Below are 21656 nucleotides of genomic sequence, written 5' to 3' on the forward strand. Positions count from 1 at the left end.
CAGGAAGCCGACCCAACTCCTGAGGAGGCACCCTTTGGTGCTGGTACACGTGCAGAGCCGCCCGGCTGGCGCCAACCCGTGCCCGGCACGGTGGCCGACGCCATGGACGCGGCCGGACCGCGGGTCTGGGAGGACATGACCGTCGAGGTCGCACTGTCCGTGATGGCCGCCGCCCGTACGGGGCACCTGGTCGTCTGCGACGAGGACGGTCTGTGCACCGGCCTGGTCACCCGCGCCAGGCTCACGGCCGTTCGTGACGGCTCCGGATACACGGACAGGATCCGCCTGCGCGACATCGCCGACGTCATCGGGCCTTTTGCCTCGCCGCTGACCACGAGGGCCGAAGCCGAGCGGGCGATGCGCTGTCGCCGGCTCGGGGCCCTGCCCGTGGTCGACGAACACGGCAGCGCTGTGGGCGTCCTCGCCCCGACCCGCTGAACCGCTTCATGGCCGTCGGCCCCGTCTCTCCTTCCCCCTGTGAGGCATCATGCGCTGTGTCATCGCCCGCTTTCCGTTCGACCTGACCAAGAGCGGCGTGCTGGAATCGATGAAGGGCGTCAAGCCCGAACCGGTCACCGGCGAGTTTGTGATCATCGGACGACGCCACTATCCGGTCAAGCAGGTCGGCCAGGCCATCACCCGCCAGGACCGCCGCGATTTCAGCGCCGGCGAAGTCCTCCGGGCCATGTCCCGGCTCGGCTTCACCTGTCGCGCTCTCCCTGAGGTCGCACCCGCGCGCATCGAAAGCCCGTTGCAGCAGGCTTCCACAATGCTTGGCACCCCCCCTGTCCGTCTGACCGACGGGACAGGCACAGGCACGAGCCGAACAGAGCAGTGATGGGGGCCCTACCGGCGCGCGCCGATAGGGCCCCCGCTGCGTGCCGTGCCGCTCTCGACGCGGCGGCGGGTCAGTCGGTCAGTGGTCGGTGTAGCTGAAGTCGCCTACGGTCCAGGCATTGACGTCCTCGATCGCGACGCGGAACATCCCGCCCGTCTCCGGGACCCCCACCGTGCCCTGCAAGATCCGGGCGACATGAAAGTGCAGATGCGTGGGCGGCCCGTCCTTCTGCGCAGGGGCGTCGAAGACAGCGGAGAACTCGCCCAGGTCGGCGGAGTCTGTCAGAACCTCCGACACCCTCTGCCTCCACACGGCTTCGGGGGCCAGTCGACCGGTGATGACAGCACCATCGGTCACCACGGTCAGGGACATCCGATTGCTCTGCCCGGACTCCACACGGGCGGCGATGTCAATGATCAGCTCGTCAGGCTTCGACATGGGATCGGATTCTATGCACCGGCCCGTCCGGGTGGGCCTGGTGGTGGCACTACCGGGCAAGACGGGCGCACACGGCTCCCCCGGTGCCGCAACACAGGTCAGGGGTGCGCACGCGCGGCGCCTGCGGGCCAGGCTCGCGGACGGTCACTTCGAGGGTGAACGGGTGGGCCGTCGGTGCCGGTGTGCAGGTGCCCCGCCGTGGCGCAGGGGGTTGGTGACGAACTCGGACACGGTCAGGACCGCGGCGTCCGCGGCTCCCCGGGGTGATGGTCGGAGGCCGCAGGTCTTCGAGGAAGGCTCGTGCGGTATCGCGTGGGTCGACAATGGCCTGGTGAGACGGGCAGTTGGGGCGTTGACGGGCATCGTGCCCATCTGGCTCACCCTGGTGTCGACGAGCCGCGCCGGCCGCCGGCGTCATATGAAGTCCAGCGGGCGGCTCCGGGTCTCACCCGTGTGCCCCCTGCGCTGCGGGCGGCAAGCCTTCACAGACCGGACCAGGGATTACTTCACTGCTGAGTGCGCAAATCTATGCTTGCTGGAGTAGACATTCGCTGATCGTGTGCTTATGGTTTCTCTCGTAGTCGAGATCGAGCAAGGCCCGGCAGACACGAACTGCCGGGCAGCCGTACCCGCATGACGGTCCGGCGGTGGAGTGTCGAAGTCAGGTTGTTGCAGGACGACGACGGGGCTGACCACCGGACCGGGTGGCCCGCAGTAATGAGGGGCCGCCGCGAACAGGACCGCGGTTCACGCGGTTGCAGTACCAGCAGTGCTGTATCGAGCGGGCCCTCGGTGAAGGCGTCGAGCTGCGGACGCGCGTGCCGGGGAGTTCGGCAGTGGGGCTCCTGGCCAGAGCAGACGCAGGACGGTCGACGGGGCCGGCTGCCGGAGAGTGGCGCTGGGTGAGGCCACCAGCAGTTCGCGATATCAGCAGTACAAGCAGTACGCAGTCCCGTTTGCAAGTGATTGGCTCAGAGGGAGGAACGGAGGGGGCGAGCACCATCAGGATCGCCCGGGCGGAAGACGCGAGCCCGGGTACCGCAGGACATCGACGGTGGTCTCCGGTCACGCATCCGCGATCCCCGCACCCCCGTCGGAGTATGAGGCGGCCGGGCGGAAACAGAAGACCGGCGCAGCACTAAGGCCAGCAGATGGTGTTGCAGTTCCTTCGGGGCCTTGGTGCCGTACGGCACCAAGGCCCCTCCACACGTTCCACAGAGAGGTGAGATGGCAGCAGACGAGTCGCTGGGCCGTCTCGACGACGACTACCCCGCCTACACGATGAGCCGGGCCGCCGAGCTGCTCGGTACCACCCCCGGCTTTCTCCGTGCCATCGGCGAAGCGCGACTGATCACGCCACTGCGCTCAGAGGGCGGACACCGCCGCCACTCCCGCCACCAACCGCGCATGACGGCCCGCGCGCGAGCTCGTCGACCAGGGCACCCCGATCGAGGCCGCATACCGGATCATCATCCTTGAAGACCAGCTCGAAGAAGCCCGGCGCATCAACGCCCTATACCGCCGCGTCGCCGGATCGTCCGGTCCATCGGCCGCTGCCTGAGGTGAGCGTGCCCGCCGGTATCAGCGGGCCCTCACATCCGCGCGTGGCCGGGCCGTGGCGCGCAGGGATGGTCCATGTGTCCCAGCGGTTCCACTGGCATTTCGCTCGCCTCCGGCCCCGGCCGCGGCACGGCCGCAGTGGGTGAGGCTGCCGGCAGGCTCCCCCACCCCGGTGCCGCCTCTCCTCCAGGGCATCCCCATACGGCCGCAGTCGTTGATCGGGCCGCGAGTGCGGCGAGAACCGTGCCGCAGGAGTGAATGCGCGTGCTGTTGTGGTCAGCAGGCGGCGAGGGAGATGGTGAGATCTTCGCCGACACGACCGGGCCCACGGCTCACCCGCGGAAGGCGGCACCGCCTTCACCAGCCGCTGTCCCATCCGCCAGCGTCATCCCATCGATCCGGGGCGCCCGTCGTGGTGCCCCGGCTCCGTCGAGAGGAAGAGATCGAACACGTAATGGATCACCACGCCCCACTCTCCGGTAGCGTCGAGGTATGAGTCATCCGCACCCCGAGCTGAAAGCCGCCCCGCCCCTTCCCGAGGGAGGGCTGCGGGTCGTCGCCCTGGGCGGCCTCGGTGAGATCGGTCGCAACATGACCGTCTTCGAGTACGCCGGTAAACTGCTCATCGTCGACTGCGGCGTGCTCTTCCCCGAGGAGACCCAGCCCGGCGTGGACGTGATCCTGCCGGACTTCACCTCGATCCGGGACCGGCTGGACGACATCGTGGCCGTGGTACTGACCCACGGGCACGAGGACCATATCGGCGGCGTGCCGTACCTGCTCCGCGAGCGCTCCGACATTCCCGTCGTCGGCTCCAAGCTGACGCTGGCGTTCCTGGAGGCCAAGCTCAAGGAACACGGCATCCGACCGCGCACGGTGCGCGTGCGCGAGGGCGACCGGCGCGGCTTCGGGCCCTATGACTGCGAGTTCGTCGCGGTCAACCACTCCATCCCGGACAGTCTTGCGGTCGCGATCCGCACCGGCGCCGGGATGGTGCTGCACACCGGTGACTTCAAGATGGACCAGTTCCCCCTCGACGACCGCATCACCGATCTGCGGGCCTTCGCTCGTCTCGGTGAGGAGGGCGTGGACCTGTTCCTCACCGACTCCACCAATGCCGAGGTGCCCGGCTTCACCACTTCCGAGCGTGAGTTGAACCCGGCGATCGAGCAAGTGATGCGCACCGCGCCGCGCCGGGTCATCGTCTCCAGCTTCGCCAGCCATGTGCACCGCATCCAGCAGGTCCTGGACGCCGCCCACGAGCATGGCCGCAAGGTCGCCTTTGTGGGCCGGTCGATGGTTCGCAACATGGGCATCGCCCGTGACCTGGGCTATCTGAAGGTCCCGTCCGGTCTGGTCGTGAGCACGAAGGAGCTGGAGAAGCTCCCGGACCACAAGATCGCCCTGGTGTGCACCGGCTCCCAGGGCGAACCGATGGCCGCGCTGTCGCGGATGGCCAACCGCGACCACATGATCCGTATCGGCAAGGGCGACACGGTCCTGCTCGCCAGCTCACTCATCCCCGGCAACGAGAACGCCATCTACCGGGTGATCAACGGGCTTACCCGGTGGGGCGCGCACGTGGTCCACAAAGGCAACGCCAAGGTGCATGTCTCCGGGCACGCCAGCGCCGGCGAACTCGTCTACTGCTACAACATCGTCAAGCCCCGCAACGTCATGCCCGTGCACGGTGAGTGGCGCCACCTGCGGGCCAACGGCGACCTCGCCATCCGTACCGGCGTCGACCCCGACCGGGTCGTCATCGCCGAGGACGGCGTCGTCGTCGACCTCGTCGACGGACGCGCGTCCATCACCGGCAAGGTCCCCGCCGGCAACGTCTACGTGGACGGCATGGAAGTCGGCGGCGCCACCGAAGCGTCTCTCAAGGACCGCCTCACCCTCGCCGCCGAAGGCGTGGTCACGGTGGTGGCGATCGTGGACGCCGACACCGGCGCGCTCGCCGAGGCCCCTGACTTCCTGGCCCGCGGCTTCGTCCACGACGACGCCACCTTCGAACCGGTCGTTCCCGTCATCGAGAAAACCCTGGCCACCGCAGCCGAGGAAGGCGTCGGGGACGCGCGCCAACTCGAACAGCTCCTGGCCCGCGCCGTGGCGAACTGGGCGTTCCGCACTCACCGCCGCAAGCCCCTCATCATCCCCGTCATCATTGATGCCTGAGCCACAGCCCGGCAGGTGTCCGGGGCCGGACGCCGCCCGTACGCATCGCGCCGCCCGGATTTCGCCCGGACGTGTCCGGGGCGGCCCGATGGCGGGAGCGCTGCGCCGGGCATCTCGTGCAGCCCCTCCAGCGGCTGACCTGCCGCCCGAGCAGCAACATTTTTCTCAATGAAGGGAAGACGGGCGCGTGTCGCTCCTGGGTCTGCGCACGTCGTCGCAAGGCAGCCCTGACGCTCATGTGACGCTCGGCCTGATAGTGCGTCAGCTTGCGCATGAGGCCAGGGAGCGGTTTGTGTGTCGGGCCGCACGGAGCGCCCGCCGCCCCGGCACCCCTTCGTCTTAGGAGGGGCGCCTGTCGGGGTTGCGTCCGGTCGCCCAAGGTAACCCCCGACGCGTGGGTGGCGTCGGTGGGAACCGCTCTGCGAGGCTGGACGTACTGCTGATGGGGTTTCTCGGCGTCGAGGAGTTGGGCTGTGACGGGGACGGGCTCCGGAGAAGCAAGGCGGGTTGCGGGGCGGTATCGGTTGACGGGGGTGCTGGGCCGCGGCGGCATGGGGGTCGTGTGGCGGGCATCCGACGAGTTGATCGGCCGTACGGTCGCCGTGAAGGAGTTACGGGCCCCGCACGGTCTGTCCGGTCGGGAGCGGGAGGTCTTCAGTGAGAGGGCGCTGCGGGAGGCCCGTACCGCTGGAAGTCTCAGCCACCCTGCCGTCGTGGCCATCCACGACCTCATCCCCGTCGCCCCGGACGACGAAGCGGTCTACATCGTCATGGAGTTGGTCGACGCTCCCTCTCTGGCGCAGATCCTCGAACGGGAACGAGCCCTGCCCGAGTGGCGCGTGGCACGCTTGGGCCTCCGGGCGCTCGACGCGTTGAACGAGGCGCACGCCATCGGCCTGGTGCACCGCGACGTCAAGCCCAGCAACATCCTGGTCCTGCCCGGCGACAACGTGAAGCTGGTGGACTTCGGCATCGCGCATGCCGTCGACGACACCCGTCTCACCGGCCATGGGGTGGCCGGTTCCACCGGATACATGGCTCCCGAGCTGTTCCAAGGCGAGTCTCCTTCACCGGCCGCCGACCTGTGGTCGCTCGGCGCGACCCTGTTCCATGCCGTGGCGGGTACCGGCCCGTTCGATCGGGCCTCCACGGCGGCCACCCTCCACGCGATCCTCTACGACGACCCGCCGTCCCTCCGCGCGTACCCGTTGCTGGGACCGCTCATCGGTGGTCTGCTCACGCGCAGCAGGGAACACCGCCTGACCAGCGAGCAGGCCATGGCCGCTTTGACGACTGCCGCCGGCGCGGCGCCGTCCCGGCAGGGTGAGCCGGACGCCGTCACCGGGCCCGTGCCCCATCAGGCCGACGGAACCAGTGGAACCAACGGAACCAGTGACGCTTCCGGGGCGATCTGGCAGGTCCGTACCACCGGCGTCAGGCCGGCACCGTCACCGGAGCATGGCACGGACGGCCCGGAGAGCCCGCTTCCCATCCGTCACGGGGCCGCGACCTGGGAGTCCCACCCGACCACCGTCGGATCACAGGGGCGCAGTGAAACCCACACCCAGCGCGGCAACGTCGCCGACACGCGGACGGCCCGCAGGGAGGCCGCGAGGCGCCGGCGTCAAGCGCTGGCGAGTGGCGACGAGAGGTATCTCCCAGCCCGGGACAAGGGCCCGGTCCGCCGGTTCGCCCGGGACTGGGTGGACTCACGGTTCAACCTGGCTGAGCTCTTCCTGCCGCTCGCCCTGGTGATCCTCGTGCTGAGCGTGGTGCCGATGCCCCCGGTGCAGGGCTACCTGCTGCAAGGGTGGGTGATCTTGATAGCGCTGATGGCGCTGGACTCGGCCGTCAGCGGTATCCGGCTCGGGTCGCGGCTCAGGGAGAGTTTCCCGGGCGAGAACACGCGGGGCGCGGTGGCCTACGCCCTGACACGTTCCTTGCAGGTGCGTCCGCTCCGGATGCCGAGGCCGCAGGTCGCACGCGGGGAGCGGCTCTGAGCGCGCAGGCGCTTTCCCGGGTTCGGGCGGGCGGACCTGCGGCTGCTCGTCGAAGCCGCTCACAGCAGGTGCTGGGGGGCCGTGGCCAGGTGGAGGAGGATCGGGGCCCGGCCCGAGGAGAGGTATCCCCGGCCGGGTGGCGTAGTGAAGTACTGGTCCGGTTCCAGCGTGATGCTGTGTGCCACGGCGGCGGGGCGGCCGGCCGGGGTGAGCAGGAACCGGTGGCCCGTCGCCAGGACGGTGTTGACCAGGCGGGTCAGGGGGCTGGGGAAGCCGGTCAGGACGGGCGTCGCGTCGGCACTGAGGACGAGGGCGTGGCGGCCGCGTGCGGAGGGGCGGGCGATGTCGTCGAGCAGGGTGGGCGCGTCGGTGAATCCTTCCTGGGTGGGCACGATGACGATGTGGTCGGCGTCGTCGAGCACCAGGGCGTAGGGGCCGTCACCGAAGACCTCGGCGGCCTCACGGAGGTCGGAGTCCTTGTGCGAGATGCCGGTGAGGACGCGTACGCCCGGGTCGTCGGGGAGCAGGCCGGGCAGGGGCGAGCGGGGCGGGGCGACGGCGAGCACGCCGATGCTGGCTCGGCGTAGCGAGTGGGCGAGTGCGGCTGTCGCGGTGGTGCGGCCGGAGCCGGGCGGCCCGGACAGGAGCAGCAGATGGGCGCTCTCGAAGAGGTCGAGGCCCACTGTGCCGTGGTCGGGTCCGCCGACACCCAGGGGGATCCAGGTCGGGGAGGGCGGCGGCTCGGGCAGCGGCAGCTCGGCGAGCGTGATCCGGGTGGGCAACGCCGGGAATTGCCTGGGCAGACGGGCGGGGTCGGGATCGGTGAAGCGGGACGGCAGATCGGCGGGGAGTACGTCCGGCCGGCAGATCTGCACGTGCCGCCCGGTTGCGGCGTCGATCGCGCGACCTGGCAGTGCGGGGGGACTGGCCATGCGGGAGGTCAGGTGGGCTCGGCGGGTCTCCTCCTTGGGGAAGGGCAGCAGCAGGCGCCGGGTGTAGTAGGTGGGAAGCTTGTGGTTGAGCATGTCGTGACCGCCGAGCGGCACGATGTGCACGCCGAGCGGAGCGCCGGCCGCGACGATGTCGCGCAGCGTGGTCAGCACTGACGTCTCCGTGAAGGTGGGGTCGCCGTGGTCCTCGAAGTGCTCCCAGCCGTCGACGATCAGCACGATGCGGGGCCGGTCCGCCTGCTGGGCGGGGCCGGCCGTGGAGCGGCGTTGGACTTCTTCGCCCAGCCAGGTGACCAAGCGCCGGATGCGGTCCGGTTCTGCGGGTGAGAAGACGCCGCCGCAGTGCGGCAGTTCGGCGTAGTCCGTCAGACCGGCAGGGTGGTGCTCGATGAGGTAGAGGTGGGCCTGATCGGGCCGGAACCGGGTGACGAGGCCCGTGATGAGCGTCTTCGCGAAGGTGGTGCGGCCCGACTGGGGGCCGCCCGCGACCATGAGCCGGTCCGTACCGGCCAGATCGAGGTACTGGGCGGGCTGCGCCTGCTCCGCGGGCTCGTCCGCCAGACCGAAGGGCACGGCCGTGTCGGGCGCCGCGGCGGTCTGGCGGCCGGCCAGTCCCCCCATCGACAACACCGGCGGCAGGGGCGGCAGCAGGGGCCGGAAGGGGGCGGCGAGCCCCCGACGCCGGGCGGCTTCCTCGATGGCGGCGACCGCCAACTCCTGGTCGGTGGGCGCCTCCACGCGGGTCATGTGCTCGGCCGGGCGCGGTGCTCCGAACTGGTCCCAGCTCAGGGTACGGACGGTGACGGGCCGCGCCGCTCCGGAGGGCGGTGGGGAGCCGAGGTATCCGGACTGGAAGACCTGTGGGACGCGCGCCTCGTCGGTGGTGCACAGGATGAGGCCGCGTCCGCGCAGCGAGCCGGGGATCGCGGCGGCGTCAGGCACACCGAGCACCTCGGTACTGTCCGCGGCTTCGTTCTGCCGCAGGCTGACGCGCAGTGAGATGTTGTTCTTCAGCTCCGGCGACAGCTTTCCCTGCAGGGACTGGGTGGCCAGGACCAGGTGCATGCCGAGCGAACGGCCCTTGGCGGCGACGTTGACCAGTTCCTTGAGGAAGTCCGGCGAGGTCTCCAGGACGCGGGCGAACTCGTCGAAGACCATCACCAGGCGCGGCAGCGGCGGCAGAGTGGCGTCGGTGCGGCGCTTCTTCCAGTACCGGTCGATCTCCCCGTCGTACCGGGCGAGCAGGGACTCGCGACGGCTGACCTCGGCGCGTACGGAGGCCAGCACCCGGGTCGCGGCGGCGTCGTCGAAGACGTCGGCGGGGGTTTCCCCGGTGGAGCGGATCAGGGCGACCACGTGGGGGCAGTGCTGGAAGGGCAGGAAGGCGCTGCCTCCCTTGAAGTCCACGAGCACCAGGTTGAGTTCGTCGGGCCGGTTGGCCAGCAGCAAGGAGGTCACGAGGGTCTGCAGCAGGATGCTCTTCCCCGCTCCGGTGGCGCCGCCGAGCATGGTGTGCGGGCCCTGCCCGGCCAAGTCCACCGTCACCGGGCCCGCGGCGTCCGAGCCGAGCAACACCCGGGTGCGCGGTCCCTGCCCGTGCCCCCACAGGGGCAGGACGTCGTCGGCCGTCGGTGTGCCGAGACCGAGCAGATCGAGGAAGCGTACGTAATCCGGTACGGCGTTGCTCGACGAGCCGAGGGTGAGCCGGTCCCGCATGGGAGCGAGTGCCCGGGCGAGCGGCTCGACCGCGGCTTCGGCCAGGGGGTGAGGAGTGACGGTGACGGCGTACTCTTCGGGCGTGCGGGTGAGCCGGAGGGTGTCCCCGGTCATCTCGCACAGGCCGCGGCACTCGTTCATGCCGCGCCGGTCGGCGCACAGGAGGTAGACACCGACCGACGGCCCGTCCCGCAGCACCTCGTCCATGCCGGGCAGTTCGCGCAGGGCGAGAGCTCCGTCCAGAACGACCACGACCTCGTCAGCGAAGTGTGTGCGCGAGTCACGGGTGCGCTGCTCGCGGCGCGCGCCGACGAGCTGCCGCAACTCCTTCGCGCGCGCGGCGCGCGTTGTGCCGGTGTTGCCGATGACGCACGGAACATCGGCCGCTGGCCCTGCGTCCACGTGCGGCAGCCACCGGGTCCAGGCCAGTCCTTCGTGCCCGTCGGCCGCGATCACTACGATGCGCAGATCGTCCGGCCCGCGCAGGGCGGCCACCTGCATCACCAGCCAGCCCGTCAACGCCTGCACCTGCCGACGAGCACCGATCACTCCCAGCACGCCGGTGGATCGGAGGTCCAGTGTGACCGGCGCCTCGCGCAGCACCGGCGGCTCGAAGCCCTCCCACGGTTCGCCCCGCAGGTCCACGGACGCCGACTGATCGGCGGTTCCCACGCGCAGCACCAGGCCGTGTGGCGAGTCGGCTCTGCGGGACCACAGGTCCGGGCGGGCGCCTGTGGCCATGTCGGCGATCTCCCCGGGGTCAGGTGCCCGGAGCAGATGCACGCGCAGTTCTTCGGTGACGTGGGCGTCGATCTTCTCCTGGGCGGCCTTCACCGCCGCTGCGTGGGCAGCTTCGCGCCGCTGAAGCTGCTTTTCCTGGTCTTTGTCCATCACCATGAAGCCGACGACGCCCAGCAGACCGAGGAACAGCATCACCGGCCGGTGCATCACCACGGCGAGGAGGAGGGCGCCCAGTATGGGCAGGGCCGTCGTCCATCCTGTGAGACTCGACGTGCCCGTCGCGGCCTGCTGCGCCGGCAAGGTCACTTCCGTACGAGGGACTGCCGGAGCCGGGCTGAACACGCGGTCGAAGTCCAGTCGCCCGTCCGCACTGCGCCTGACTCGCTGGGTTCCCGTAGGCGTAGGTGTCCACTGCAGCTCATCGGCGCCCACCTGGAGGGTCCTGCCGGGAGCGAGCGCGGTACGTCCGGTGACCCTGCGGCCGTTGACGTACGTCCCATTGGTGGAGCCCCGGTCCACGACGAAGACCCGGCCGTCCGTCGAGACCTCCAGCCGGGCGTGCTCGCGCCGGGAGACGTCCGGATCCCGCAGGCACACTGCGGCCGTCGAGTTCCTGGCCACGGTATGGCTCCCTGGTGCCAACGGCACCATCAGCCCGACGTCCGGACCGGCCGTCACCCGCAGCACGCCGGCCCCATCCCCCGAGGGGTAGCGGTGAGCCGGCCCCGGCGCCCCCACGCAGATGACCGCTCCCGGCATCATGGGGCTGTCGGCCAGGCTGGACTCGGGATCGAGCGGGACGGTTCCGACGAAGCACTGCCGGCCACCCACGGGCACCGGTAAGGCCGCCAGCAGTGAGGCTACGCTGCTGTCGGGACCGGCGACCATCTCGACGTCCTGGCGCGTGGCCGAGTCGGCGTCCTCAACGGTCAACCGGAGAATCACGCTCCACCTCCCTGCGTGGCTTCGGCATGCAGGGCAGGTCCGGTTTTGGACCGCCGACTCGCAGCCGACCCCCTACACCGACCGGGCACCGGCTCACGGGCGATCCCCGAGTCACAGCAGTGCCGCCAAGTCACCGTGCCGCTGATAAGCGACGGGCACCTGATACCGCAGAAAGTTGTCCAGAGAGGCTAGTTCGGTGCGGGCTTCGTCGTGGGTCGCGAACAGCAGAAAGGTGGCGGCTCCTCCGCTCACTCGGAACGGCTTGGGTACCATCGGTGCCGCCCTTTCGCGGAGTTCGGCGATGACGATCCACATCATGTGTCGAGGGCGAGCACGTCCGGGTCCGATGGTCATGCGCTTTATTTGATCCCAGTCCGCGCTCCACGGCCTCCCGCGGAACTGAAACATCAGACCCTCCTGGCTGGCCGTGACGACGCTTTCGCGTCGTACCCACAACAGGTACGCCCCCAGGGACGAGAAGAGCAGCGCGGCCCCTCCGAGGGGTGCCGCCGTGAACGCATCCGCCGGCCTGAGGAGAACGAGTACCAGGCCCATCGCAAGGCCGCAGACAAGGGCGGTCACGCCGTCCTTCCGTGCCAGCGCCTGGATCTCGCAGCGCACCTCCACGACGTCCTGCCGGATGCTGGTGGGCTGCTCTTCCCAGTCGGGCTGGCGGGCAGGTGCCATTGCCGGTCGCGTATCGGCCGCTGGCGTGGTTGTCGGTCCTGCGGCGATGGATCGGTCCTGTGAGGTCGTGCGGGCCGAATGGTCGGCCTGTGCTGGTGCCTGTGCGGGTGTCCGAGTGGCGGAGACCGTGCGGAGGAGAGCGCCGGCTTGCTCCACGCTGATCCGCTCGGTGGGGTCACGGACGAGAAGCGCGGTGATCAGCGTGGAGAGCGGGGGGCTGCAGTTGAGGCTCGGCAAGTCCTCGTAGAGGATCGCGCGAAGAGTCGCGGCCGTTGTGGCGCGGGAGAAGGGATCGCGCCCCTCGGTGGCACGGAAGAGGGTGGCACCAAGGGCCCACGCATCGGCGGCTGTCGGATCCGCTCCCTCGAACAGTTCCGGTGCCGTGTAGCCGGTGGAGCCGGCGACGCCGTGGCGGGTCAGACGGGTGTCGTCCACGGCGTGGGCGATACCGAAGTCGAGGAGCTTCACCTTGTCGCCGGGCAGCACCATGATGTTGCTGGGTTTGACGTCCCGGTGGATCAGACCGATGGAGTGGGCGGCCTGCAACGCGGCGAGCAACTGCGCGGCTATGGCGGTCAGGCGTTCCTCGGGCAAGGCGCCGTGGCGCTGGAGTACCTCCGCCAGCGAAGGCGCCTCCACGAGTTCCATGACGATGTAGACCGCATCGTCCTGCGCGGTCGCCGGCACCAGGTCGTGGATCGCGACGATGCCCGGGTGGTTGAGCCGGCCGGCCGTGCGAGCCTCGCGCAACGCCCGCTCGCTGAACATCGCCCGCTCCCGGTCCGACAACCCCGGCGGAACACGTAACTCCTTGACCGCCACCGGGCGGCCGATCAGCTCGTCCGTCGCCTGCCACACCACCCCCATGCCGCCACGCCCCAGCACATCCGCCAGCCGATACCGGCCTGCCACCAGCCGCTCCGTCATTCGCGAGCGCCCCCCTCACTCGTGATGCGCCGCCTGCTATCGAACTGACACCATGGTGAAAACTGGGATACCCGTTGGTGTCGTCCGGCAAGCGAATAACTAGGCTTCGATCCTCGTCTCCCATATCCACAAGTCCCGGCCGCTCGTGTAGACGAGAGTCGTTCCGTCCGGGCTGAGGGCGATGCCGTCGACCGAGGAGCGGTGGTCGGCGTCCAGGTCCAGCTTCCGCGCGGTCTCGCCGGTGTCGGTGTGCCAGATGCGTATCGTGCCGTCCAAGCTGTTGGTGGCCAGCAGCTTGGAAGACGCCCCTGCCCAGTCAATGTCGGTGATCCTGTCCGTGTGGCCGATCAGCGAGCTTTTGGTCGATCCGGAACCGTCGAGTATCAAAACGGTCTCAGACATGCGACTGTAAACAATTGCCGTGTTTTCGTCGTCCTCTTTCGTAGACACCTGGCGGCCGCTGACCACGTCCCACCGGTGTCGCAGGGTTTCGGCGTCGACGCCGTAGAGGAACCGGCCGTTCGCGCTGAATGCGACCGGGAAGGCGCCAGATCGCTCTTCCCGTATTGAGGTTGTCCGACCCGACCGGATATCCCATATCACGATGGTGCCGTCGTCTGTCACGCTGGCGAGGGTGTGGTTGTCCGGACTGAATGCCAGGGACACGACCGTGTCGTCCTCGTCCAGACGCAGATTCCTGCGCTCTTCTCGGTCGTAGACGTCCCACACCCTGATGGTATGGTCGTCGATGTCGTCGTCATCGTCGGCAGCGGCCAGCAGACTTCCGTCGGGAGTGAACCGCATCGTCGAGATCGGACCCTTGTTACCGGAAAGGGTGGTGGCCTTCTTACGAGTGGCTACATCCCATAGCTCGATGGAACGGTCGGTGCTACTTGCGAATGTCTTACCACTTGGAGCGAACTCCACAGCGCTTGCGCTTCCGGCTGTCGTGAGTCGAATCGGCTCGCTGTCGTGGGGGGTGAAGGCATATGTCGCCACGAGGATTCCCACAAGCACGACACACGTCACCACCGACGAGACACGGCGAGGCCCGTGGTGTCGCAGGTCCTCGGCGTCCGCCTCGGCCGCAGTGGTGATGGTGACATGGAGCGGCGCTGCAGCGCGGAACACTGCGACCATTTCGTCGAGTTGGCACTCCACTTCTCCCATGTTCCATGCAAAGCCGCTTCTGCCGCGGGTGCGATCGATGCCGCGCAGGGGTGGACTCTTCCTAACACCGGCCGGTGTGGTCGCGTCCATGCGCAGCGTGATGGTGGTTCGACTGGCTCGGCGGGTGGAGCGCTGGGGGCCGATGACGATTTCCTCGATGTGCTCCCATGCCACGCTGGGGCCCGCCCGACTGTGGTCGGTTCGGGAGAAGTGGATGCCCTCGGTGCTGAGAGTGAAGCTGTTCCACCATGGTCCGGGCCGGGTTTGCGGCCACGCCACCAACGCCCAAATGATCGGCGCGATGAGCAAACCAACAACATCCGAGTCCCAAAAGGTGAGGAGCCTCCAGAGGATCCACGCGGACAGCACGAACAGGACGATCGCGGTCGAACAGTTCAGCCGTATCGCGGCATTCGTTGGAAAGGTGAAGTAACGCTCGGTGCCATCAGCCATCGCGCTGGTCGGTCCCGGGTCGGCTGCCCGCGGTTCTGCCCTCACCCTTCTCGGCCCTGCGGTATCCGATCGGGCGGTGGTTGGCCGGTCCTCCCAGCCGGAACGTCGCCCGCCACCGTTGTCGCGTCGGGCGCCCGGCCCCGGTGATCCCGCGGCCCTGTTGCGGCCTGCGGCGGATGCCTGGCCTGACGTAGGTGTGCCAGCAGTCGATCGCCCGGCGCCGGTGGGGCGGGGGTGCACGGCTGTCGAGCGGTTCTGCCATGTGTCGGTTCGCCTGCCGGCTTCGTCCGGCAAGGTGCCGGGTCGCACCGGTGCGGGATCCGTGCTCAGGGCCTCGGCGATGGCAGCGCGAAGACGCAGGCCCGCTTCCCGGCCGCTCATGCGCCGGTTCCGGTCCCGGACGAGCAGGCCCTCGATCACCGGGGCCAGCGAAGGATGACGGTCGAGCGGCGGTGGGTCCTCGTGGAGAACTGCTCGGACGGTGGCCGCGGTGGAGCCGCGCTCGAAGGGGCTGCGGCCGGTGGTGGCGTGGCGGAGCGTGACGCCCAGGGACCAGAGGTCGACCGCGGGGGTGGGGGAGTGACCCTCGAACAGTTCGGGTGCGATGTAGTCGGTGGAGCCGGCGACGCCGGTGCCGGTGAGACGGGTGTCGTCCACGGCCTGGGCGATGCCGAAGTCGACCAGTTTCACCTTGCTGTCGGGAAGGACCAGGATGTTGCTGGGCTTGACGTCCCGGTGTATCAAGCCGATGACGTGTGCGGCGTCCAGCGCTTCCAGTAATCGGAGGCCCAAGCGGGCCACACGCAGCTCGGGCAGGGCGCCGTGCTCCTCCAGGACGGTCGCCAGGGAGGGTGCCTCCACTAATTCCATGACCACGTAGACCGCGTCGTCCTGCGCCGTGCCCGGTATGAGGTCGTGGATGGCGATGACCCCGGGGTGGTGGATGCGCCCGGCGGTCCGGGCCTCGCGCAGTGCCCGCTCACCGAACGCGGCCCGATCCCGCGCGGACAGCCCGTGCGGAGCGCGGACTTCCTTCACCGCGACGGCGCGGCCGATCAGTTCGTCGGTCGCCCGCCAGACGATCCCCATGCCGCCCCGCCCGAGCACCTCCGTCAGCCGGTAGCGCCCCGCGACCAATCTCGGCCCCTGAGAGGAGTCCGTCCCCGTCACCACCGCGCTCCTGTCGGATCGCTTACCGGTCGGCGCCCCGTACGCTAACCTGACAGCAGATTAGCCACTCTTGACGCGCAGTTGAGGTCTCACGGGGGAGATCCGAGACGATGGCTCAAAAATTCGTCTGCGATCCACAGGAAGCGGACTTAGTCGCGCGGGAGTTGACCCGCATGCGCTCCGATCTCCGGCTCTCGGCACCTCAGCCCTTGGCGGATGCGGTGAGCACGGTGGCCGGCCCGGTCGCGGAAGCACTCGGTGAATTCCTCGACGCCGTCACCACAGCCCGGAACGGCCTCGTAGCGTCGGTCGATACGGCCGCAGGACTCTTCGCGGACCTGGCGGAAGGCACGCTCGACCTCGACCAGGTCCTCGCCGACCAAGCCCTGGAGATGTGAGGAGAGACCGATGGCGGATGTCAGTGTCGGCTACGACGGTGTGCAGCAGGCGGCGTCACGGCTGATCAGCGGGCAGACCGAGATAAGCGAAAAACTCCAGGCCCTCAAGGGCATGATCGATCAGCTGGTGGCCAGCGAGTTCCGCACCCAGATGGCGTCGTCCAAGTTCCAGCAGTCGTACCAACAGTGGACGACGGGCACCCACAACATGATTCAGGGGCTCGAAGGGATGGCGGCGTTCCTCAACGACGTCGTACGCAGCCACCAGGAACTCGACGCACGCCTGGCGGGCGGCGCCGGCAGCTGACCGGCCGGGGCGCCTGACCATGGAGGACTGGAGCGTTCTCGACCTGGCGCGGGACCCGGTCCCGGGCGACCCCGCCCGCATCCAGACCCTTGCGGCGCGACTGCTGCGGGAGGCGCAGTACGCGGAACAGCACGCCAGCCGCCTGCGCCAGGTCGCCGCCAACAGCGTGGACCTGCGCATGCAGGGCGACTACGCTCCGCTGTTCCAGCAGCGGCTTGCGCGCCTCCCGCAGCAGGCCGCCGGTCTGGGTCCGGCTCACGAAAGCTGCGGCAGGGCGCTCATCGCGTACATGCAGACCCTTGAGCAGGCCAAGATCCAGTCCCGCGCCGCGCTGAGCCGGGGCATGCAGGCGGACGCCCAGTACAAGGCCGCGTTACAGCAGTTCTGCACGCTGGTCCCGGGGTTCTCGTACACCGGCAACTGGCGCGGGCTCGACGAGCAGTTCGCGCTCAGGTGCACCCAGTACCAACGCCCCGAGGTCCGCGCCGCCGCGGCACGGATCGGCGCCTATGCCGCCCAGGCCGAACGGGAACGGCAGGCCGCCGCCACGATGGAACGACAGGTGGCCCGGGTCGCGGCCGAAGCGGAGACGCGGTGTGCGCAGGCCATACGCGCCGCGATACCCGCGCTCGGTTCGACCGGGGCGGCCTCCGGCAGGAACGGCGGAACCTTCGCGCGTACCGCCGCCCTGAAAGCAGCACGCGGGGCGGCGCGAGGCGCCGCGACGGGTTGGGCCCGACGGAGTGTGAGGTCGGCTCTCCACGATGTGGCCAGAAAACACGAGAGCAAGTCGTATTGCGGCGATCCGGTCGACGTGGCCACCGGCCGGATGGCCCTCGCGCAGACTGATCTGACACTGCCAGCCCGACTCCCGCTGGTGTTCTCCCGCCACTTCGAGTCGTCCTACCGTGCCGGGCGCTGGTTCGGCCACGCCTGGACCTCGACGGCGGACCAGCGGCTGGAGATCGATACCGAAGGCGTCGTCTTCGTGCGCGAGGACGGCTCGCTCCTGTCCTACCCCCACCCGACTCCGGACACCCACGCGCTGCCCGCCGAGGGCGACCGGCTTCCGCTGACGGTCGACACCAACGGCGACTACACCGTCACCGACCCCGTCAGCGGCCGTCGATGGGACTTCGCGGCACCCGGCCCCGACGGCCGCGGCATCGCACTCCTGGCCCACCTCACCGACCGCTCAGGCACCCAGCGGCTCACGTTCACCTACGACACGGACGGCGCCCCCACCGCGATCAGGCACTCGGCCGGCTACCACCTGAAGATCACCACGGAAGGCGAGCGCATCACCGCCCTCCATCTGGCGGAGGCAGCTGGGGACGGCGGCGACCAGCCACTGCTCCGCTTCGGGTACGACGAACACGGCCACCTGTCCTCGGTGACGAACTCCTGCGGCGCGCCTATGCGGTTCAGCAACGACGCGGTGGGCCGGATCACGGCCTGGACCGACACCAACGGCTCGTCGTATCGGTACGAGTACGACGACGAGGACCGCTGCACCTACCAGACAGGCGACGCCGGGCACCTGCGGAACGCCTACACCTACGTCGACACCGATCCGGCGACGGTCCTCAAGGCCACCACGGTGACCAACTCCCTCGGACACACGAGCCGGTACCTGATCAACGACAGGCTTCAGGTCGTCACCGAGATCCGCCCGGACGGCTCCGCCACCCACACCACATACGACCGGTTCCATCGGCCCCTCACCGCCACCGACCCGCTCGGCCACATGGTCGCCTACACGTACGACCAAGCGGGCCGCCCGCTGACGATCACGCGCCCCGACGGCCGTGAGATCACCGTCGCCTACAACGACCAGGGCCTGCCGGTGAGGGTGACAGAACCCAACGGCACCCAAGTCTCCAGGGGGTTCGACCGGAGCGGCAACCTGACGGCGGTCACCGACGCTTCCGGCGCGACGATCCGCTTCGCCTACGACGGCCGCGGCAACCTGACATCGGCCACGGACGCCCTGGGCAACACGACGCACGTCGAATGCAACGCCGCCGGCCTGCCCCTCGCCGTCACCGACCCGCTGGGAGCGGTCACCCGGTACGAGCGTGATCCGTTCGGCCGCATCGTCACGATCACCGACCCCCTGGGCGCCATCACCCGCCTGTACTGGACCGTCGAGGGCAAGCTGGAGCGCCGGACCGACCCGGACGGAGCCGAGGAATCCTGGACCTACGACGGTGAAGGCAACTGCACGAGCCACACCGACGCCATCGGCGGCACCACCCACTTCGAGTACACCCACTTCGACCTGCTCACGGCCCGCACGGGCCCGGACGGCGTCCGCTACGAGTTCGAACACGACACGGAACTACGCCTGACGAAGGTCACGAACCCGCAGGGCCTGACATGGACGTACGAGTACGACGCGGCCGGACGCCTGGTGACGGAAACGGACTTCGACGACCGCAGCCTGACGTACGAGCACGACGCCGCGGGCCGCCTGGTGTCGCGACGGAACGCACTGGACGAGGTGACGTCCTTCAAACGTGATGATCTCGGCCAGGTGATCCGCAAGGACGCTGCGGGCCGAGTCACTACGTACACCTACGATCTGACCGACCAACTGGCCCAGGCGACGGGCCCCGACGGCACGACGCTGACGCGGCTGCGAGACCGCTACGGGCGCCTGCGCTCGGAGACGGTCAACGGCCGCACAATGAACTACACGTACGACGCACTTGGCCGCCGCACGGGCCGCACCACCCCTTCCGGGGCCGAGACGACGTGGTCGTACGACGCGGCGGGCCGCCGCACGCGCATGGTGGCCTCGGGCAGGGCGATCGACTTCACGTATGACGAGGCGGGTCGCGAGGTTTCCCGCCGCATCGGCGGCACCGTCGTCTTCGACCGCACCTTCGACCCCTTGGGCCGCCTGAAGACTCAGTCGGTGACCGGTGCCCAGGGCCGCACGGTCCAGCACCGTAAGTACACGTACCGAGCCGACGGCTACCTGATTGATATCGAGGACCACCTGTCAGGCACCTGCCGGTTCGACCTTGACGCGACAGGCAGGGTGACAGCGGTCCACGCCGCCGCCTGGACGGAACGGTACGCCTACGACGAGGCAGGCAACCAGACCAAGGCGTCCTGGCCCTCGAACCACCCGGGCGCAGAGGCAAGGGGCCCGCGCACCTACACGGGCACCCGCATCACCCGAGCCGGCAACGTCCGCTACGAACACGACGCACTTGGCCGCATCACTCTCCGCCAGAAGACCCGGCTGTCCCGCAAACCGGACACCTGGCGCTACGAATGGGACGCCGAGGACCGCCTCACCGCGGTGACGACCCCCGACGGCACCCGCTGGCGCTACACCTACGACCCCCTGGGCCGTCGCACGGCCAAACTCCGCCTCGCGGAGGACAGCGAAACGGTCGTGGAGCGAGTGGACTTCACCTGGGACGGCACAACGCTCTGCGAACAGACGACAACATCCGCCGACCTCCCCCACCCGGTCACCCTCACCTGGGACCACCAGGGCCTACGCCCCCTCGCCCAGACGGAACGCGTCACCACGACCGACACACCCCAACAGGAGATCGACTCCCACTTCTTCGCCATTGTCACCGACCTGATCGGCACACCCACCGAACTGGTCAGCGAAAACGGTGACATCGCTTGGCACACCCGGACCTCCGCATGGGGGACCACGGCAGTCAACGCTGACGCCACCACCTACACACCGCTGCGCTACCCAGGCCAGTACGCCGATCCGGAGTCCGGTCTCCACTCCAGCTATTTCCGCCACTACGACCCCGAGACGGCACGCTTCATTAGTCCGGATCCGCTTGGCCTGGCGCCTGCGCCCAATCCGGTGTCGTACGTGCCTAACGCGCAGTCGTGGCTCGACCCTCTGGGGCTGACGGCGGAAGAGAACCTGGAATGGCTCGACCCGTCAGACATCAACTTCTCGCAGCGGACGGTCTCGCCGAATGATTACGTCGAGAAGATGCGCAACGGCGAGTGGGACTGGACCCGCCCGGGAACGGCGCTGAGGGTGATGGAGGTCGACGGGCAGCTGGTGACGTACGACAATCGCCGCCTGGACGCGGCTCGGGAGGTCGAGGCTCCTGTCGCCGTGGTCAGAGTGGATCCCGATGGCCCGCACCCGGACTCGACGACTGGCATGACCTGGCGGGAGAAATTCGAGCAACGCATGACCGACAGACGCAACAGAGATGAGCGCGGAGAGCGCGTTCCCCCTACGGGCCTGGCAGAACGACCCCAACATGTGAGAAATCCCCGCAGAAGAAAGTGCAAGAAATCATGACGGTGATCGAACGCCTCTGGCAGGAATACGAACTGCCTGCTGTGGACGGTCTCTATTTCGCCGATGGCAGGGCATATGAGGTGTCGGTCTCCCCGACAGAGCCCGTACTGCGCATCGATGAGACACTCGACGTCGATCAGCTGCTGTCAGAAGAGCCGGATCTCGTCGCTCGTGTCGACGGATTGAGCAGCCATGAACTGGCCGATGGTGATGTCCTGTGGGCTGGGGAAGGCTCCTACGGCTCAGACGGATTCTTCGGCCGCGTCCATTCCGACCGGGGCCTCGTATGGGCGGTCTTCCTGGAGGAAGTCGATCCGTTCCGCACCATCGAGGTGTCAGGTCGGAAAGCCACCTTCACATCGACGTCCGGGTTGACCATCACAGTCGACATGGACGATCCGTCGGGGACCGGGGTTACGTAAATCGTCGGGGCGGGTGGTGGGCCTGGCACCGATGGATGAGGCCCACGCCATTCCGGATCTTGAGCGGTGCGGAGATGTCCGCGGGCTCGGCGGGTGGTTGACACAGCGTGTCCGTAGTCGCTGGCTCTCGACGTCGCGGAAGCCGAACGCACTACGGACGACGAGTCGGGCCATGCGGTTGGTCCCCTCGCTTTTTTGGCCCGGCTCACGCCCAGCAGCAGCTACACCGCCAAGGACTCCTCTGACCAGCATCGACAGCTCACTCGTCTGTGCCCACCCCCGCCGAGAGCGGAAGTACACAGACGCAAATGCGGCGGGACCCGGCGGGACGGCCCTGCCACCGGTGCCAAGAGCCGATGACTTCTCCTCCACTCGCGCTCCTTCAGAGCGGGAGTGGCTTCCTGGCCCAGGCCCGCGACCGCGCGGTCGGCTGCTGGCCCTGACGTCGTTCCT

The 21656-nt window shown here is 68.9% G+C and carries 12 protein-coding genes and 1 pseudogene; 9 read left to right on the plus strand and 4 right to left on the minus strand.

The genetic code is table 11. The features are described 5' to 3' along the window. Positions 1 to 102 precede the first annotated feature (102 nt). Both AC07FT_RS05405 and AC07FT_RS05410 read left to right on the plus strand, forming a co-directional pair. Positions 103 to 438: a CBS domain-containing protein gene (locus AC07FT_RS05405; protein WP_479174517.1), complete on the plus strand. Its 336-nt coding sequence runs from the start codon at positions 103 to 105 to the stop codon at positions 436 to 438. Positions 439 to 487: 49 nt separating this feature from the next. Next, on the plus strand, positions 488 to 838 hold the full coding sequence (locus AC07FT_RS05410; protein WP_479174140.1) for an SCO5918 family protein: 351 nt from the start codon (positions 488 to 490) through the stop codon (positions 836 to 838). 78 nt (positions 839 to 916) lie between these two features. Here the strand turns inward: AC07FT_RS05410 and AC07FT_RS05415 are convergent, their stop codons facing one another. Then, a complete protein-coding gene (locus tag AC07FT_RS05415; protein WP_479174142.1) occupies positions 917 to 1276 on the minus strand; it encodes a hypothetical protein in 360 nt (119 codons plus the stop codon). Positions 1277 to 2503: 1227 nt separating this feature from the next. Between AC07FT_RS05415 and AC07FT_RS05420 the strand changes: the two are divergent. The 3 genes and pseudogenes from AC07FT_RS05420 (at position 2504) to AC07FT_RS05430 (ending at position 7014) form a co-directional block, all read left to right on the plus strand. Beyond that, positions 2504 to 2837 (plus strand): annotated as a pseudogene (locus AC07FT_RS05420) (MerR family transcriptional regulator). A 491-nt stretch (positions 2838 to 3328) separates the two neighbouring features. Beyond that, positions 3329 to 5014, plus strand: coding sequence for a ribonuclease J (locus AC07FT_RS05425; RefSeq protein ID WP_403159288.1), 1686 nt, complete (start codon positions 3329 to 3331; stop codon positions 5012 to 5014). Between the two features lie 473 nt (positions 5015 to 5487). Further along, positions 5488 to 7014, plus strand: a complete 1527-nt coding sequence (locus tag AC07FT_RS05430) for a DUF3043 domain-containing protein (protein WP_479174143.1) — start codon at positions 5488 to 5490, stop codon at positions 7012 to 7014. Positions 7015 to 7073: 59 nt separating this feature from the next. On the opposite strand, the gene AC07FT_RS05435 is transcribed toward AC07FT_RS05430, so the two are convergent. The 3 genes from AC07FT_RS05435 to AC07FT_RS05445 all read right to left on the minus strand — a co-directional run bounded on the left by AC07FT_RS05435 (position 7074) and on the right by AC07FT_RS05445 (position 15773). Further along, entirely contained in the window at positions 7074 to 11366 is a 4293-nt protein-coding gene (locus AC07FT_RS05435) for an FtsK/SpoIIIE domain-containing protein (RefSeq protein ID WP_479174144.1), read from the minus strand. A gap of 111 nt (positions 11367 to 11477) precedes the next feature. Next, the gene (locus AC07FT_RS05440) at positions 11478 to 12980 is read right to left on the minus strand and encodes a serine/threonine-protein kinase (RefSeq protein WP_479174146.1); all 1503 of its coding nucleotides are present in this window, start codon (positions 12978 to 12980) and stop codon (positions 11478 to 11480) included. 99 nt (positions 12981 to 13079) lie between these two features. After that, a complete protein-coding gene (locus tag AC07FT_RS05445) occupies positions 13080 to 15773 on the minus strand; it encodes a WD40 repeat domain-containing serine/threonine protein kinase (RefSeq protein WP_479174147.1) in 2694 nt (897 codons plus the stop codon). Positions 15774 to 15883: 110 nt separating this feature from the next. Between AC07FT_RS05445 and AC07FT_RS05450 the strand changes: the two genes are divergently transcribed. Genes AC07FT_RS05450 through AC07FT_RS05465 form a run of 4 tightly spaced genes read left to right on the plus strand, consistent with a single transcriptional unit; the run spans position 15884 to position 21203 of the window. Further along, the gene (locus tag AC07FT_RS05450; RefSeq protein ID WP_479174149.1) at positions 15884 to 16171 is read left to right on the plus strand and encodes a hypothetical protein; all 288 of its coding nucleotides are present in this window, start codon (positions 15884 to 15886) and stop codon (positions 16169 to 16171) included. A gap of 10 nt (positions 16172 to 16181) precedes the next feature. Continuing rightward, positions 16182 to 16478 (plus strand): WXG100 family type VII secretion target, encoded by a 297-nt coding sequence (locus AC07FT_RS05455; RefSeq protein ID WP_479174151.1) that lies wholly within the window; start codon positions 16182 to 16184, stop codon positions 16476 to 16478. Positions 16479 to 16497: 19 nt separating this feature from the next. After that, positions 16498 to 20781 (plus strand): DUF6531 domain-containing protein, encoded by a 4284-nt coding sequence (locus AC07FT_RS05460; protein WP_479174152.1) that lies wholly within the window; start codon positions 16498 to 16500, stop codon positions 20779 to 20781. Next, positions 20778 to 21203, plus strand: coding sequence for a hypothetical protein (locus AC07FT_RS05465; protein WP_479174154.1), 426 nt, complete (start codon positions 20778 to 20780; stop codon positions 21201 to 21203). Before AC07FT_RS05460 ends, AC07FT_RS05465 begins: the two co-directional genes overlap by 4 nt. The last annotated feature ends 453 nt before the right edge of the window (positions 21204 to 21656 follow it).

This window comes from Streptomyces sp. NPDC045899 (assembly GCF_056431485.1).